Genomic DNA, 17,610 nt, shown 5'->3' on the forward strand with positions numbered 1-17,610 from the left:
AACAGGATCTTCCTAAAAATAGCGGCAGGAAAAACCGTCTACGCGTGTGAGCCCGGAACAAAATAGGAGTCTTTGGCGAGGCTGTCGATTCATTGTGGACAACCAAGTGGAAAGGGAAAAGATTACCTTCTGGCGAGTTTTGTCTGGAATCCCCTACCTTACAATCCTTATTCAATCAAGGGATTCCGGACAACCTGTTTGAGCAGAAGAAGGTAACTTTTCACTTGGAACGGTCTTGCTAACATTTCTACACAATGAATCGACAGTCTCTTTGGCACCTTCTATTTTCGGCCTTTTCGACAAACGGAAACGAATAGAAGCGGTTTGCACCCCTTATTTCCACCAACTGATGGGAGATGCACCCTTTTCGCTGACCCGATCAGTAAAGGGAATCCTTTTCCCCTTCACCACGGTAAATATACATCGATCTATGCACGGAAAAGAGGGGGGCCAAAAGTGTCCGCGTGACAGAGGCGTCCCAATATCCGAGCAAAAGGACCCCAAATTCCACGTAAGGTGGAGACTGAGGTCCTTTTTCTTGAGGGAATCGGTTCTGGATGAGGCTCAAAAAAACGATTAATGACTTTGGGGACATCCCTTCCGAAGAAAGCCGCGCCCGCGTCCGGCCTTACCGCCGCGGCATCGTGATTCCTTCTTTTTTGTTGAACTTGTCGGTCGCTTCCTTGATAACCTCGTTGCCGCCCTTCGATTTCCACTCCTCGATTACCTTCGGCCAGTCGGAGATCGGCTCTTTGCCGTACACCATTTTGACCATGTGGGTGAGCAGAAGCGGTGGCGCGGTGTCGGAATTAGGCGAAACGTCCGGATTTTTCGTAAGCGACTCCAGACGCGGTTCGAATGTGATGCCGTCGCGCCCTTCCTTGGCGAGAACCGTATCGTAAATCTGAATCAGCTTTTTGCCTTCGGGCGTCAGCTCCAGCGAGCCTTTGTTGTACGTCGTATCCTGAACCATCCACAGAAACGCCTGTCTGTACCGCTCTTCGTCGACAGCCGTCGGATCGGTCGGCGACGTATAGACGATTTTGCCGTTCTCCGTCTTGTACGTCTCGCCTTCAACGCCAAACGTGAAAAACTTCTCCGCCTCGTCCGAGATCATCCAGTCGAAAAACTTCACGATGCCTTCGGCGTTTTTCACATCTTTTTTGATAAAATACGAGCGGGTGACCGATCCGTACAAATAATGGCCGCCCTTGCCGTCAGTTCCGGTCGGGGAAGGGATAATTTCCAGCTTCGCCTCGGGAACGCTCGCCTTCAATTGCGCTTCCCATTGCAGCAGCTCGTTGGCATTCATCGTCCACATGCCCGCTTTACCGGCCAGGATTGTGTTTTTGAACGTCGTCGGGTTGATCGTCGCGAACTCCTTGTTAATCAAGCCCTCATCGTACATCGTCTTGTAGACGCCGAGCGCCTTCTGCATATTGTCCGAGTCGAAAAACTTCGGAACGACCTGGTCGCCCTGCTTCTCGAACATCGACAAATACGGATACACATCATACGCTCCAAAAAACGTATCGGCGTATTTGAAATCTTGACGGCCCATATACGGATTCTCGACGCCCAGCTTCTTGAACGCACGCAGCATATCGAGCGTTTCCTCCACTGTCTTCGGCGCCTTCAGCCCGGCTTTATCGAGCAAATCTTGGCGAACCCAGGTCGCTCTCCGCGAAGGATTGGACAAATATTCCGGAATCGCGTAAATTTTGCCCTGATACGACACTTGATCCCAAGCGTCCTTCGGAATTTTCTTCAGCAGATTTTGCCCGTGCTTCTTCAGCAGGTCGTCCAGCGGCATAAAGACGCCCGCCTGCACCGAGCCGGCCATTTCTTTGCCGTTGACGCCTCCGCTGCCCTGCATCACGTCCGCAACGTCGCCGGTGGCGAACATTTGCACCATCTTCTGCTCATATTCCTTATGCGGCACGAGCACGATGTTCAGATCGGTATTCGTTTTTTCTTCCAGCCGCTTGACCCACTTGTCTTCGTTCAGATTCGGGGACTTCTCCACATAGTTAAAAGCCAGCGTCCGCAGCGCGATCGAAAACTTCGTCTTTTCTCCCGGGCCGGCTGCCTGGCCGTCCTTGCCGGAATTCCCGTCCTCTTTCGTACCGCAGCCGACTAAGGTGCCAAGGGCAAGCGTGCTCACCAAGCTCACTTTAAACCATTTGTTCATGATACCCCTCTTCCCTTTTCGCTATATTGAAAACGCTTTATCGTAGTTCTAGCCCTATCTTATCGCCGGATGCGGATTTCAACAATGGAGTGGCTTTATGTCGGTTTGTCATTTTTTCAGATTTACCCGTCACGCCTAATACGATTTGGCGATTTCAATACGCTGCGTCCTGCCGTCCTCCGTGAAATACAAGTGAACCCCGTGATCCTGATCGTCCATAAAAAACGAGACGTATTTGGCGTCCCCCTTCTTCATCGGGACGAGCAGCGCGGCAATGCGGTGGCTGGACGCCTTCCGGGTCGAGGCCGTCAAATGCCAGTGAAGCGGCAGCCCTTCGATCTCCGCCGGGTCAACGTCCGTGAACGCGTTATGCTGCGACAGCTTCAGCTCTCCCGACGAGCAATAGACAAACCGGCCGGCAAGCTCCGCCTGTTCTCCGTTAACCCGGAACGACTGGCCTTTGATCGTCATCGGATGCAGCGTGTGGAACAGCCAATCGACGGAAGCCGGCTGCTCCAGATCGACGTGATCGACAATCACGAAATACGACTGCCCTACGAAATAAATTTCACGGACATACGATTTTAAATACGGCACCAGCTGCTTGTAAGCGGCGGTCGCATCGGATCGGACGAAGCTGCAGTCTCCGGTATCGCACACTTCGAGCACCGTTCCGGAGGCCGCCATGTTCAGCACCTTATCGGGTCCCGCATATTGGCCCTGCCCGTCGATCAGGATGACGTTTTTGGAGCGGGTCTGTCTGCGCCATTGAAGGTGCATCGTGCTGCCGAAGGCGACGTAATGCCCGCTCTCGATCGCCAGCGGTTCGCCGAACGCATGCAGCAGAAAAGCGTTCTGATCGCCGTGGCTGTGGCTGATCGAGCCGTAGCGGCTGCTCTTCGTCAGCAGCATGATATGCTCCTGCGGATCGTCCATACGGCGGTGCATCGCCACCCAGCCGACGTCCTTGAACCATTTGACCGCTTCAATGCCGGCAGGCGCCACAGGCTCGACAAGCGGATAATCGTGAAGATACGTCATCTCGTCGAAACGGAAATCCCACCAGCCGTAATTGTAAAATTTACTGTCCGCATCAGGATTAAGACGTTTTACTTGCTCATAATACCATTGGTAGCGTCCGTCCCCCGTGACTCCGGCAAACTGGCGGACATTAAACCCCGTCTTCAGGCTGGGCGGGTCGCCGAGCGTAGACTGATCCGCGAAGCTGGCGCGCCTTACGTCCGGCGGAAACACATACAGCGGAAAATCTCCGGTTCGCCGGAAAAAGGGCCGGCGGTACAAATCGATTCCGGTGTAAGACCGCAGCAGATTCATCGCTTCGGTGACGAACGCCATGCCGGTCGTCCAGTACATCGGCCCCTCGGCCCAGCCTCCGTCCGCGCCGCCCCAAGGCGAATACAGGCAGGCGAAATATTCGATCGCGTAGTCGAGCCACTGCTCGGCCTTCGGCTCTTCCCCTAGCAGCGCCATGCAGCAAGGAACCAGCACCGACGACAGCGAGCGGACGGCATGGCTGTCGTACGGCACCTGATGAATTTTCGACCGCTCGATCACGTGGTAGGCGACCTGCTCGGTACGGCGGAACAAGCTGCGGCGCACTGCCGCCCGCTCCGCCTCGTTCAGCTCCCCGTGCAGCCAGTCGTAGCCCCAGGCAAGCGCGCCGGCGGTGCGGAAAGCCGCTTCGTCGTTATAGTCCCGGCTCGTCGCTCCCTCCGTATTCCAAGACGCCACATGCAGCAGCCACCGCTTCGCCTGTCCGATCCGTTCGCGATCTTCGAGCACGATGCCGGCGACGCTTAAGTGACGGACCGCATACAAGCACTCCTGGCAATCGATGTACATCCGGCGCCATAGATGGGCCACCCGCTTGTTGTCCGGATATGGTGCAGGCTCCGGGATGAGCGGCCGGTTCGTCCAGGGGAGTACCGATTTCTCCATAAACTCGCCCCAGCCGTACGCGGACTCGTCTTTTCGCACCGCATCGCGGAACGGCGCAAGCGAATCGGCTTGCAGCCACAAGCGGGGGTGCCCCCCGCCCGCCGCAGGGTAACGGGTGCCGCGTCCCGGCAGCGGCGTCTCCGGCAGCCCTGCCGGCACTTCAAACGAACGGACCCGGCTCCATTCCGTCCGCCGCCCGGCACCCGTATTCGCCGCAGCGCCGATCCCGGCGGCACAGCCGTCCGCCGTCTCCTCCCCGATCAGCAGGGCGTAACGCCAGTAGTAGGTACCCGGGGCAAGCGGCCGATCGGGGGTGAAGTAGTTATATGGAACGGGCTCGTATACGTCCGTTCGCTCCGCCTCGAAGCCCGGCGAAGACGACAGCTGCAGCACGTACCGGTCGTCGGACTCCGCCGCCGGCATCCAGGTGAAGCGCGGCGGATTTTCCAGCAGTATCGTCCGCTCGTTCGGTTCATACAGGACGGTTAATATGCCGCTGTTCGGCTCGTACAGCTTCGTCATTTCCGGATCACGCTCCTCGGGTTGGCTCTGCCAAACGTAAACCTGCCTGCTTCGTAAAATGAACGGTCCTCCGCACACCGTTACCGTCGGCGATATCCAGCGCGGCACCTCCAGCCGTTCCTTCGCGGAAATGAAGCGACAACGGCTCTGCACCGTCCCGGTACACCGCGATGAACCTGGCCGAGCGCCCGCGCTGCCGATGAAGCAGACCTGCCCCCGGCCTGCTCGGATCGACGGATACGCCCGGCGTGCGAATCAACTTAGCCTCGGAGCCGGGAAACAGCACCATCGCCGCCGTCACCTGCTCCTCCGTTCCTTCCACCGTCATCCGCCATAAGCAGGTATCTTGTCCGGGCAGGACCGGCTTATGGCTGCGTACCTCCCGAATGTAAGAGTAACCGCCGCCGGCGCCCAATACCACACCCTCAGCGCCTGTATCGATGCCGTCCGCCCACGCTTCCGGAGAACCGGCGGGCGCCATAACTCCGATTCCGTGCATCCACCAGTCGATCTCCGCCTCTTCCCCGGTCTGTACCTCGAACCAGTCGAGCAGCCATTCCCCGGTCAGCAGCAGATGACGGTCGAGCACCGTACCCGCGTAAGCCTGATCCGAGCGGAGCCAGACGTAAGCCCTGTCCGCCCCCTCTTCAAATCCGACGCATTCGCCTTCATGCGGCGCTTGCGACTGTCCGCCGATCGACACCGTGTTATGGCTCGCCGTTTCCGCATACCAGCCTTTCCGCAATGGCGAGCCGTACGGCACCACTCCCATATCCGGGGCGACGGCGCCGCTCTTGTGCATAAGCGATACGTGCAGCTTGTCGTAATGGCCGTGCGAGCCGCCGTGCGGACCGAAATCGGCCAGAAGGGACAGCTTGCTCCCCGGACGGCGCAGCACGACGAAACCCGAGTCGGCAAGCAGCAGCGAACGGCGCTGATTATAGTCGTCAGCCGGCGGAATCCCGGAGCGGGCGCGGGCTCCTCCTTCCAAGCCATCCACCGCTCCCTGATCCATACGATAAGGCGTCGGCGTCCAATCGCCCGTTCCGTACACCACGGCCTCCAGTCCGGTCCGCACCGGCCCGCCGTACAGCTGTCTGTAAGCTTCGGCAAGAATCGGCGTATACCGGGCATGCCCGTACCGGGTCAGCCCGGTCTCGAATACTTCGGCGATCTCCCGGGCGTAGGGCACCCGCGCGTAAGGGCCGTCGTGCAGCGCAGGCAGCTCGCCGAGATCGTTCGCCAGCCCGGCTAGCACGTCCAGCATCCCTTCGAAGCACTGACCGTCCGCTCCCCGGACCGCGTACAAATCGACGCCAAGCCGTTCCGCCATCTCCGCTGTAATGAAATACGCCCGCAGTACAAAAATGTGGTAATACGTGCTGCCCTCGAATTCGAACTGATCCGGCTTTACGCCGATCGTCAGATGATGGAGCAGTCCGCCTTCGCCGTCAACGAGCGCCAGCAGCTTTTCCTTCTCGCCGCGGGCGGCATATACGCAGGCTAGCGCCGCGTTTAGCCAAGCCGTGTAGTTATTTTCCGGATTGCGCTTTTCATGAATCAAGACGTGCCGGTACTGCTCCATACTGCTTTCCAGCAAGCCGAGAAACGTCTCCATCGCCGCAGCATCCGCTTCTTCCCAATCGGCAGCACCCTCGTCGCGCAGCAGCAAATACCCCCGGATTAGCGTCGTCGCCCAGATCGCCTCCGTCAGCGCCTGATGAAAGGCTCGCCCTTTCAGCATCCAGGGCTGGGCGTCCGGATGGACCGGATAATGCGGAAACTGCGCGGCATAACCGGCAATCAGCTTCCGGCCGAGCGCGGCATATGCCTCATCGCCGGTTCCCGCATAAACAGACGCTGCCTGAAGCGCATACCGTGCCAGCGCCTGGTGCTTGAACACGAGCCAGGCGCCGCGGTAAGGCTCGCCCGACAGCCGGCAGCCGTGAGGGCAAACGTACGACAGCGCATCCGCCTCGGCCGGATCGAATAGCAGCTCGGTATGATGCTCCGGGCACACGTATTGGTGCCACCACCCGCCCGGCTCATGAGGGATCGCCAGCGCCTGCTCCGGCAGCGAATCCAGCTCGCGGCGCAGCAGTTCGCAGGCCGGCTGACCCCATATGCTCCCTCGCACCTTTTCCCGGATTCGTGTCGTCTTCATCGCATGAACATGCCTCCGTTTACTTCGACAGTTTCTCCGGTCAGGTAGGAAGCCAGATCGGAGACGAGGAACAGAACCGCCCCGGCCACGTCGTCCGGAGTGCCTTCCCGTCCAAGCGGAACGCGCCCGACCGTCGCTTTGCGCCCTTCCTCGGAGGTGAACGTCGCATGGAACGCCGTCTGGCCGATAAAGCCCGGGGAAACGGCATTAACCCGGATGCCGCTGGCTGCCAGCTCTTTGGCAAGCCCTTTGGAATAAGAGACGATCGCGCCCTTGCTCGCCGCATACACGCTCGCGCCCGGCCCGCCCCCGTCATGCCCCGCCAGCGAGGACAGGTTGACGATAGCGCCCCCGCCCTTGGCCTTCATGCCCGGCAGCGCCGTTTTCGTCACGAACACGGTGCTTTTCAGGTTTACATCCATGATCGTATCGTACAGCTCCTCCGTCATATCCGCGTTGGAGCAACGCTGCACCAGATGACCGGCATTGTTCACAAGGATATCGATTCCGGTGCCGAAGGCGGCCTCGACGGCGCGCACGAGCGTATCGATCTGATCCAGCTTCGAGACGTCGGCCTGGAACAGCTCCGCCGTCCCTCCAGCCGCGCGGATCGTCCGGACCGTCTCCTCGCCGTCGCCCGCATTTTTCAAATAATTAACCGCCACCTTCGCTCCGCTGGCCGCCAGCCGGATCGCAACCGCGCGTCCGATACCCGAGCTGGAACCCGTTACTAAAGCGACTTTCCCCGTCAGATCGATCGTATTCATTGTTTCGTCCTCCTCATGATTTTTGTTTTTTGGGCAGAATGCCAGTTTTTGAATGTCAGCCTCTGTCCGTTCAGTCCGCCGCTATGCTGAGCTTGTTGCGTATGCCCGGCATCGTTAGCGTAATGCGCGTTCCCTTGCCGCGCTCGCTGCCGACCGACATGCCGTACTGTTCGCCGAATACGAGCTGGATGCGCCGGTGCACGTTCATCAGACCGATGCCTCCGCGATGATAGATCGAGCCGGTGTCCGGTTCGGCCAGCCGGTTTTGCTTCAGCTTCTCCCGCAGCGCCTCCAGCTTCTCCGGGCTCATGCCGGCCCCGTTATCTTCGACGATCACGAGAAACCGGTCGTCCTCGCGCCGCGCGTCGATCCGGATGTAGTGCCGGTCCTCGATCCCGTCCGGGAACGCATGCTGAAAAATATTTTCCACGATCGGCTGCAGCGTCAGCCGTACCATCTTCTCCAGCAGCAGCTCGGGAGGAACCGCGACGTCGATGTCGAAGTCGCGCCCGTGCCGGTGCCGCAGTACCGTCATATAGCTGAGCACATGCTTCAGCTCGTTGGCCATCGTAATTTCCTCCAGATTCGTCTGGATCGAATACCGCAGCATGAAGGCCATCGCCTCCACCATTTCGGTAATTTCCGCGGAATCCTGGACGACGGCGTAACATTTGATCGTCTCCAGCGTGTTGTACAAAAAATGCGGGTTAATCTGCATTTGCAGCGCCTGAAACTCCGCCCTGTGCCGCTCCAGCCGGGTTTCCTGCAAATCCAGCAGCGTCCCCTGCTGCTTCAGCTCGGCTGCGTACACTTCCTCGACGAGCTCCGACAGACGGGTCACCATCCGGTTGTACGTCACAATCAGGCTGCCGATCTCGTCCTGCCGCTCGGGAACGTGAATATGGGCCCAATTGCCTTTCTCCGTCTGGCGCATGCCGTTCTTGAGCACCTGAATCGGCTTCACGATCGAGCGGCCGAACCGGAGCGCGGCGAAGATCGCCGCCACCAGCGTCAGCAGCCCGACGACAAGCGTTGTCGAGCGGATGGCGGATACCGGGCCGCGCAGCTCCTGCACGGGCACGGATATCGCGATCGTCCAGTTGGAATAGTCCGATTTGCGGGTGACGAACAGCCGGTTTTCCCCGTTCAGCTTCTCCAGAAAGCTGCCGTTGCCGGTCTCCGTCACTTTGTGAAGCAAACTTCCGCTCGAAATGCCCGCATATTCGGAATCCGCCGGCCGGTAGATCAAACCACCCTGTTCGTCGACGATGAAGAAAAAGCCGCGCTCCCCGATATCGAGAGGCTTCCACATTTGCGCGAGATCCTGCTCCTTGAACTCAATCGCCAGCACGCCGTTCGGCGTATACGACGAGACTCCCCGCACCCTCCGGGCCATCGTAATGATCCGGTCCGCCTGGTCCGGCTTGATGCTCGACTTGAACATCGCAATCGCCCCGTTCTCCGGCGTCCGCTCGAGCAGCATCGCGTACTGCTCCGCAGGCCGGAAGTTCGGCGTATACAGCTGGGTCGAATTGTCGTCCGCGACGGCGCGTCCGTGCTCTCCGATCAAATAAATCAGATGCGTTTGCGGATGGAGAATGAACACCGTCGGAAACAGTTCCTTTTGCAGCGCATTGTAGTATTGGTAGTACTCGTAGCTGTCGTTCGGATTGATATCGAGAAAGCGCTTCAAATCCATGCTGGTGAGCAGCGACTGGCTTGCCCGCTCATACGTTCTCAAGTAAATGTCGGTTTGATAAGCGGCGCTTGTAATGATCTGGGAAATGTACCGCTCCGACTGGCGGTCAAGCGCCCGCGACGACTGCGTGTACGAGAAAATCCCAACCGTAGTAAGCGACATGACGATGACGACCAGGAAATAGACGAAAAGCTGTCTCGACAGACGTTTCTTCATCATTCGATCCCGAGCCTGCTGCGGTATTCGGACGGCGAATAACCCGTATGCTTCTTGAACATTTTCGTAAAATGCGGATGATCGGCGTAACCGACCTCGTAGGAAATATCCGTAATCCGGTAGTGCGGCTGCTCCAGCAGCTTCTTGGCTTTGTCCATCCTCCGGCGGGTCCGGTACTGGACGAACGTTTCGTCCGTCGTCTGCTTAAACAGCTGGCTGAAATATGATGGATTCAGCCCCAGCACGTCCGCCACTTCCTCCAGCGACACCTCCTTGGACAAATGCTCGTCGATAAACGCCTTCGCCGCCTCCACCGGATTTTTCGCCTTGCCTTTGCGCTTCGCCTTCAAATCGGCGGCGATTTTGCGAACCGCCTCGGCCAGCCGTCCGAACGACTCGGCGCTCGTGGCGACGCCCTCCAGCCGCAGCTCTTTGTCGTGCGGCACGACGTCGCGGTGTGCCAGCTTCTTCACAAGCAGCGCGTACAGCTCCTGCAGCGCCTCGTTTTGCCGGCTTACCGTCAATTGGGCAAAATCGTAATCGCACTCCAGCCGTTCCAGCAGCCGTTCCAGCTCTTCGCTATGAAGACTCCAGACCGCGACCTCCATCTGCTCCACCCATTCGTCCAGCCGGGCTACCGACAAATAATACGGCGACTGCTTCCGGCCCAGCGCGTTCGTCAGCTTAGCCAGCGTATCCCGCATATCCTGGACGCCGACCGGCTTCAGCAAATATTGCTTAACTCCGTACGAGACACACTTCTGCGCGTATTCGAAGTCGCCGTAGCCGGATATGACGACGACCTGAACGTCCGGCTCCTCCTCGGCCAGCCTCCGGCACAGCTCCAGCCCGTCCATCCGCGGCATGCGAATGTCCGTGAATACAAAATCCGGTCGTTCCTCGCGGATTCGGGCAAGCGCTTCCTCCCCGTTTTCGGCCATGCGGACGGAACAGTCCAGCGACTCCGTCTGCCGGATCATTTTCTCGAGCCCTTTGCGAATTATCGGCTCGTCGTCGACGATCAGAATGCTGTACATGGTGAACGCCCCTTTTGCGGGCAAACCAACGGCTCGCGCTCCAACATCGTTCTCCCGTCTGTAAAGGAGGACGGCGGCGTAGGGCCGGCCCGTTTCGTTTGCTTCGCTTCGATTGGATTGACGTTACTTCCGGTCCGAAGCCTCACCCGCCGTCTGAACCGCGACATGTTCCGTTCTCCGCAGACCGGCCCGGACGAAGACGCATGCGCCCTACGATTTGACCGAACCGACCATCATGCCTTTGACGAAATGGCGCTGCAGAAACGGATAGATGAGAATAATCGGAACCGTGGCGATCATGATGACGGCCATTTTGATGCCTTCCGGCGAAGTGTGGGCGAGCGAGCTGAACACCTGGGACGACGGGTCGATGCTGATATCGTCCGTCTCGAACAGCTTCTTCAGCTTCACCTGCAACGGCCACAACGCCGGCTTGTTGATGTAATACAGCGCGCTCATATACGTATTCCAATGGTTGACCGCATAAAAGATACCCAGCGAAGCCATTACCGGCTTGGACAACGGCAGCACGATGCTGGAAATAATCCGCAGCTCGCCGCATCCGTCGATTCGGGACGAATCGATCAGCTCCGCCGGAATTTGCATGAAAAACGACCGCATGACGAAAAAGTTAAACGCGCTGATTGCCCCGGGAATCAGGAGTACCCACAACGAATTGACCAGATGCAAATTTTTCATCAATATAAAGTTCGGAATAAGCGGAGCCGTAAATACCATCGTAATAAGCACGAACATAACGACGGCTTGGCGCCCGACGTATTCCTGACGGGAAACCGGGTAAGCGAGCGACGCGGTTGCAAGCAGATTGATCAGCGTGCCGAACACTGTAATGTATACGGTAACTCCGAACGACCGCCAGATCGAGGCGTCGCTGAACACGTACTGGTAGTTGATCCAGGTAAAGTCTACCGGCCACAAGCCGACCTGGTTGTTAATAATAGCTTCCGAGCTGCTGAACGATTGCGCGATCACGTTCAGAAACGGCAGCAGCATCGTCAGGGCGATGACGGTGAGAAGCACGACGTTGAACGCGTTGAACATATTTTGTCCTCGGCTATATTTTCTCAAGTTTCTCACCCCTTAGTAAAGACTTTCACCCGTCGTTTTTTTGCTGAACACATTGCCAATGACGATCAGCATAAGCCCGACCAGCGATTTGAACAAACCGACCGCCGTCGTGTAGCTGTATTGCTGGGACAACAGGCCGACCTTGTAAATGTACGTATCGAGTATTTCGCCGTTCTCCGTATTAAGTGGATTGAGGAACACGTACACACGCTCGAAGCCGAGATCGAGAAACTTGCCGATATGAAGCAAAAACAAAATCATAATCGTCGGCAGCAGCGACGGCAGCGTAATCGACAGCGTCTGCCTCCACCGGCTCGCGCCGTCCACTTCGGCCGCTTCGTACAGATCGGGATTGATACCCGCCAGTGCGGCCAAATAAATGATCGTCCCGTAGCCGGTATCGCGCCATATGCCCGAGCCGATCAAGATCGTGCGGATATACGAATTTTCGCCCAGGAAGTAAATCGGATCGATGCCGAACAGCGACAGCGCTTTGTTCAAGATGCCGGTCGAGGGAGACAAGATGCCGATCGCGATCCCGCTTATAATGACCCAGGACAAAAAGTGCGGCATATACACGACCGTTTGCAGCACCCGCTTGTACAACACGAGTCTCAGCTCGTTGAGCAGCAGCGCCAGGACGATCGGGGCCGGAAATGCGATGAACAGATCGTACAGCCCCAGCAAAATCGTATTGTTCAAGATGCGGAGGAAATCGTAATGCTCGAACATCGTTTTAAAATGTTTGAGCCCGACCCACTCGCTGCCCGTAAATCCTTTGAAAATGTTGTAATCCTGAAACGCGATCACCGAGCCGAACAAAGGAACGTATTTGAATATGAAAAAGTAAACGATCCCCGGTATCGAGATGAAGTACAGCGCCCGGTATTTCCACATGTAATCCAGCCATCTTCCGCGGGGCGAAGACTTGATCGCCTTCTTGGCCTCGGGTTGTATTGCAGCCGCCATTCCGCTCCCCCCAACCGTCTGTTATCGTAGTGCAAGCCTAGATTTGTAAGCGCTTGTTCTCTTTAATCATAGAGCGGGAGCGGTTCGCCAACAATGGAGTCCCTTTGATTGGACTTGTGTTTTTTTTAGGTGGGAGGCAAGCCGCGCGGCTGGGTTTGCACAACGAAAAAACGCCGTTCCGGTGTAGGAACAGCGTTCGTCAGGCTGATGAACCTATAGGATATCGGTGCCGTTACGTCAGCGACCGGCTCCGGGAGAATGCCCCTAACGTCGGACTTCACACGCGCCGGAGGTCTTCTAACGGTAACAGGCGATGGCTGCTAACGTGACTTTGATAAGTCATCATTGCTATTATGAAGATAGGTGCCCCTACATCCTCTTGCTCCTAGCTACGACATCGACTTGGGGCTAGACGCCGCAATCAATTGAAATGACTCTCCATACCCGGGAAGGAGAACGTATTTATTTATGGATATCGAACATCTGATTAAAGTAACATCAAGAGAAGGCTTGAGGGGCTGGCTGCAGGAAAAGGGTAAAACGGAAACCTTTTGCTGGGTAGTCGTGAGCATGACGCCAAACCCGGATGCGCTGCTATATTTGGACGCGGTCGAAGAAGCTTTATGCTTTGGCTGGATCGATGGGGTCAAAAAGAAAATATCCGAGACGGAGCTGGCGCAAAGACTGTCTCCCAGAAGCAAAAAAAGCTCATGGACGGAATTGAATAAAGAACGTGTCCGCCGCCTCGAAAAGTTGGGGTTCATGAGAGACGAAGGAAGAAAGGTGCTTCCTGATATGGACCCCGATTCTTTTAAAATAGATACGGTTATCGAGCAAAGACTGCAAGAGGAAAGGCAAGTATACGAGAATTTTTTGGCATTTCCTGCTCTTTATAAACGAATTCGGATCGACACGATCCAGAGCTATAAAAATCAGCCGGAATTATTTAGGAGTCGTTTAGACAAATTCATTACGCACACAAAAGCAAATAAAATGTACGGTCAATGGCATGATCATGGACGTCTTCTGGATTATTAAGAGGCGACAGCGGCAACGGTTCGCCCGATAAGGGAAGCAAAGGGGATGGCAGCCTACCGGAACATCCCCCACAGCTTAATCAAATGAAACGTATTGTTCGGATCGATTTTCAGATCCAGAACCATCTGTACGATCTGTTTGGCCAAACCGTCCGAGATCGGCTCGCCCAGCGCCTTGGCCGTCTTGCTGAGCAGCGTCTTAACTTTGGAGCGGTCCTGCAAGTCCCCCTTCGTCACCCCGTCCATAATCGCTCGGACCCGGTCCTTCGTCTCCGGATGCTTCAGCTTTTTCCGGACCCTCTCCACCAGCTCGCGCGGAATTCCATACTTTTGATAGCTCAACGCCGGACACCTCCCGAAGTGGTCGTCTCTAATTGTATGCCGGATAGGCCGTCGTTTTGCCTGCCCGGGGAACAACTATCGGCTTCACCTTCACTCGGGACCAGGGACCGGAATGTTACGGTTCCCGCAGCCTCCGTCAAGCGCGCCTGCTTCATGCGTTCGGGCGTCTCCCCCCATTCCGTACAGGACAGCGGTCATCACGGTAGAGCAGCTTGCGACACTGGCTGACTCGACAAGTAAGGGCCCTTTAGAGGCTGTCGATTCATTGTGTAGAAGTGTTAGTAGGGCCGCTCCAAGTGAAAAGTTACCTTCTTCTGCTCAAACAGGTTGTCCGGAATCCCTTGATTGAATAGGATTGTAAGGTAGGGGATTCCAGACAAAACTCGCCAGAAGGTAATCTTTTCCCTTTCCACTTGGTTGTCCACATTGAATCGACAGCCTCCCTTTACCCGCTTAAGCACGGTGAAGAACTTATACATTCCAGCTCTCTCGAAAAAACCTCCAACCCGTTTGCCGAGCGCACCGGCTTGGCAGATCCATCGGACTAAACTCATCGTTTGTCCCATGTCCATACCAAGCAGCGCACTCCAGCCGATAACGGATGGAGGTTCGCTTTCCTAACGCGGCAGCCGGCAAGCCGGCGCTTCCAAACCAAACGATAACCACAATCTTCGCCCAACCAACTAACCAACTCAGTCCAGCCGCTCTCCGTCCAGAATATGCTCTCTCTGCAAAAATTCGCGCAGCGGCAGCATCTCCGCCGACGTCCAGAAATCCGGCTGGGCGACCAGCTCGGCCGCGTCGTCGCGGGCCATCTCCATAATTTCAAAATCGCTCATCATATCCGCAAGCTTGAACTCGGGCAGGCCGCTCTGCTTCGTGCCGAAAAAGTCGCCGGGACCGCGCAGCTCCAAATCGCGGCGGGCGATCTCGAAGCCGTCGTTCGTCTCGGTCATGACGCGCATGCGCTCCTTCGCCGTTTCGTTTTTCGGGTCGGCGATCAAAATGCAGTGCGACTGATGCTCCCCCCGGCCGACACGGCCGCGCAGCTGGTGTAGCTGGGACAAGCCGAACCGGACCGCGTCGTAAATGACCATCACCGTCGCATTCGGCACGTCGACGCCGACCTCGATGACAGTCGTCGAGACGAGCACCTGTACCTGATTCTCCTTGAACTGGCGCATAACCTCGTCTTTTTCCTGGGTCGTCATCCGCCCGTGCAGCAGCCCTACCCGGAACTCCGGAAATGCGTGCGACATCTGGGCGTGCACGTCGATCGCATTTTGCACGTCCAGTTTCTCCGATTCCTCGATCAGCGGACATATCACGTACGCCTGACGCCCCGTGCTCACTTCGTTACGGATAAAACCGATGACCCGCTCCAGCTTGTCGTGTCCGACCGCATACGTTTTGATCGGCTTGCGCCCTTTCGGAAGCTCGCGCAGCGTGGATACGTCCAGATCGCCGAACGCCGTAATCGCGAGCGTACGCGGAATCGGCGTAGCCGTCATCGTCAGCACGTCCGGGTTCATTCCTTTGCGGCGCAGGATGCTCCGCTGGTTGACGCCGAACCGGTGCTGCTCGTCCGTTACGACAAGCCCGAGCTTCCGGAACAACACATCGTCCTGGATGAGCGCATGGGTCCCGACGACCACATCGATCAGCCCCATATGAAGCGAAGCGATCACATCCCGCCGCTGCCGGTCGGTCAGGCTGCCCGTAAGCAGCCCTATCGTCATTCCGTAAGGCTCGAACAGCTTTTCCAGCGACCGCTTGTGCTGCTCGGCCAATATTTCCGTCGGCACCATAAGCGCACCTTGGCAACCGGCTTTTACGGTCGCAAACAAGGCGGCCGCCGCCACCACGGTTTTGCCTGCGCCGACATCGCCCTGCAGCAGCCGGTTCATACAATACGGCTCCTTCAAGTCGTGCAAAATTTCGGCGATCACCTTTTTCTGCGAATCGGTCAGCTTGAACGGCAGCGCACGGACGAATTGCCGCACGTCCTCGTTGTCGAACTCGTGGGCGACGCCGTCTTCTTTTTGGCGCTGGATGGCACGGAACGCATGAAGCTTCAATTGGAAATAAAACAGTTCCTCGTACACAAGCCGTTTGCGGGCCTGCTTGCCTTCCTCCACATCGTCCGGATGGTGAATCCGGTACACCGCCTGCTTTCGCGGCATGAAGCCGTATTTGTCGACCAACTGCTTCGGCAGCGCCTCGGCGACGAGAGCCCCGAACTGGACGAGCGCCTGCTGGATCGTCTTGCGCATCCATCTTTGGGCAAGCGCCCCCGTAATCGAATAAACAGGCTGCAGCGTCCCCGACCGGGACGAGCTTCCCCCCGGAAACTCACACTCGGCGACGGTAAGCTGCAGCCTGCGGCTGTCCCATTTCCCCGTCAGCAGGAGCTGGGCACCCGGCCGCAGCCTGTCTTTTAGAAAATGCCGGTTGAACCAGACGGTTTGGATCATTAGCGGGTCGACGAACACCTTGCAGGTCATGCGGGATTTACTGCGCCCGTACATTTGCACGCTTGGCTCGCTGTACAGCTTGCCCTCGATCGTTACTTTCTCCCCGTCCTTGACGTCCGCGAGATCCCGAATCCGGTAATCCTCGTACCGGAACGGGAAATATTCCAGCAGGTGGGCGACCGAGTCGATTCCGAGCTCTTCCAGCTCTTTGGCTTTGGCCAAAGAGACGCCCTTTACGCTGCGGACGGGAAGCGTATGAAGATCCGTGCTCATGACGCCGGGATGGCGAATGCAGCCACCGTACCCGGACCGGTGTACGTACCGATGACCGGACCGATGTCCGTATACGTCAGTTTGGAAATATGGAAATGCTCCTGCAGCAGCGTGCTGAACTCCTCAGCCGCCTCCCGGCATTGCGAATGGGCCACGGTCAAGTGCAGCTCCTTGCCGCCGAAGTCCGTCTTCATCAGCTCGACGATGCGCGCCATCGCTTTTTTGTGCCCGCGGGCTTTATCGATCGAGTTCACTTCCCCGTCGTCGTCGATCGTCAATATCGGCTTAATGTTCAACAGCGAGCCGAACATGGCCGCCGCTTTGCCGATCCGGCCGCCTTTCTGCAAATAATCGAGCGTGCCGACCAAAAAATAAATGCGCAGTTCCCGGCGAATCTTCTCGATCAGCGCCAGAATGTCTTCCTTGCTTTTGCCTTCCTGAGCCGCCTTCGCCGCTGCGACTACGAGAAGGCCGATTCCGTAAGAGGCCGACTTCGAATCGACGATCGTCAGATTCGGCTTATCCTCCAGCAGCGACTTGGCCAGTACGGCCGACTGATACGTGCCGCTCATCGCCGAGGACAGATGAATCGAGATCACTTCCGTCTCGGGATCTTCCGTCAACGATTTGTAGATTTCGAGAAAATCGACCGGCGACGGCTGAGACGTCGTTGGCAGCGCAGGCGAGGACGTCAGCTTGTTATAGAATTCGTCGGATTGAATCGTAATCGAATCATAATACGTTTCCGTACCGAAATGTACTTTTAGAGGCACCATCTCAATGCCGTATTCTTTCCGGACCGACTCCGGAATGTCGGACGTACTGTCCGTCACTATTCGGACTTTCCCCATCGGCGCACCCCTTCATAAAT

At 57.1% G+C, this 17,610-nt stretch carries 12 protein-coding genes; 1 reads left to right on the plus strand and 11 read right to left on the minus strand.

Annotated features, from left to right (window positions below):
* Positions 1-628: 628 nt before the first annotated feature.
* From AC3Y2E_RS14755 to AC3Y2E_RS14790, 8 genes are all read right to left on the minus strand, one after another.
* Positions 629-2,191 carry an extracellular solute-binding protein gene (locus tag AC3Y2E_RS14755; RefSeq protein ID WP_379211470.1) on the minus strand — a complete coding sequence of 521 codons (1,563 nt, stop codon included), beginning with the start codon at positions 2,189-2,191 and terminating at the stop codon, positions 629-631.
* 135 nt (positions 2,192-2,326) lie between these two features.
* Positions 2,327-4,672 (minus strand): DUF4962 domain-containing protein, encoded by a 2,346-nt coding sequence (locus tag AC3Y2E_RS14760; protein WP_379211473.1) that lies wholly within the window; start codon positions 4,670-4,672, stop codon positions 2,327-2,329.
* Between the two features lie 7 nt (positions 4,673-4,679).
* On the minus strand, positions 4,680-6,836 hold the full coding sequence (locus AC3Y2E_RS14765) for a heparinase II/III domain-containing protein (RefSeq protein WP_379211475.1): 2,157 nt from the start codon (positions 6,834-6,836) through the stop codon (positions 4,680-4,682).
* Positions 6,833-7,603: an SDR family NAD(P)-dependent oxidoreductase gene (locus tag AC3Y2E_RS14770; RefSeq protein ID WP_379211478.1), complete on the minus strand. Its 771-nt coding sequence runs from the start codon at positions 7,601-7,603 to the stop codon at positions 6,833-6,835. The genes AC3Y2E_RS14765 and AC3Y2E_RS14770 overlap by 4 nt, the downstream gene beginning before the upstream one ends.
* Positions 7,604-7,673: 70 nt before the next feature.
* Positions 7,674-9,521, minus strand: a complete 1,848-nt coding sequence (locus AC3Y2E_RS14775; protein WP_379211481.1) for a cache domain-containing sensor histidine kinase — start codon at positions 9,519-9,521, stop codon at positions 7,674-7,676.
* Complete coding sequence (locus AC3Y2E_RS14780) at positions 9,518-10,555, minus strand: response regulator transcription factor (protein ID WP_379211484.1); 1,038 nt, start codon at positions 10,553-10,555, stop codon at positions 9,518-9,520. Before AC3Y2E_RS14780 ends, AC3Y2E_RS14775 begins: the two co-directional genes overlap by 4 nt.
* Positions 10,556-10,765: 210 nt before the next feature.
* Complete coding sequence (locus AC3Y2E_RS14785; RefSeq protein ID WP_379211615.1) at positions 10,766-11,617, minus strand: carbohydrate ABC transporter permease; 852 nt, start codon at positions 11,615-11,617, stop codon at positions 10,766-10,768.
* 39 nt (positions 11,618-11,656) lie between these two features.
* Complete coding sequence (locus tag AC3Y2E_RS14790) at positions 11,657-12,613, minus strand: ABC transporter permease (protein ID WP_190927737.1); 957 nt, start codon at positions 12,611-12,613, stop codon at positions 11,657-11,659.
* Positions 12,614-13,081: 468 nt separating this feature from the next.
* On the opposite strand from AC3Y2E_RS14790, the gene AC3Y2E_RS14795 reads away from it, so the two are divergent.
* Complete coding sequence (locus AC3Y2E_RS14795) at positions 13,082-13,651, plus strand: YdeI/OmpD-associated family protein (RefSeq protein WP_379211486.1); 570 nt, start codon at positions 13,082-13,084, stop codon at positions 13,649-13,651.
* A gap of 53 nt (positions 13,652-13,704) precedes the next feature.
* Here the strand turns inward: AC3Y2E_RS14795 and AC3Y2E_RS14800 are convergent, their stop codons facing one another.
* From AC3Y2E_RS14800 to AC3Y2E_RS14810, 3 genes are all read right to left on the minus strand, one after another.
* Positions 13,705-13,992 carry a stage VI sporulation protein F gene (locus AC3Y2E_RS14800; protein ID WP_190927735.1) on the minus strand — a complete coding sequence of 96 codons (288 nt, stop codon included), beginning with the start codon at positions 13,990-13,992 and terminating at the stop codon, positions 13,705-13,707.
* Positions 13,993-14,684: 692 nt separating this feature from the next.
* Positions 14,685-16,739 carry an ATP-dependent DNA helicase RecG gene (gene recG / locus AC3Y2E_RS14805; protein WP_379211489.1) on the minus strand — a complete coding sequence of 685 codons (2,055 nt, stop codon included), beginning with the start codon at positions 16,737-16,739 and terminating at the stop codon, positions 14,685-14,687.
* Entirely contained in the window at positions 16,736-17,590 is an 855-nt protein-coding gene (locus AC3Y2E_RS14810) for a DegV family protein (RefSeq protein WP_379211491.1), read from the minus strand. The genes recG and AC3Y2E_RS14810 overlap by 4 nt, the downstream gene beginning before the upstream one ends.
* Between the last annotated feature and the right edge of the window lie 20 nt (positions 17,591-17,610).

Source organism: Paenibacillus sp. MAH-35 (assembly GCF_058135425.1).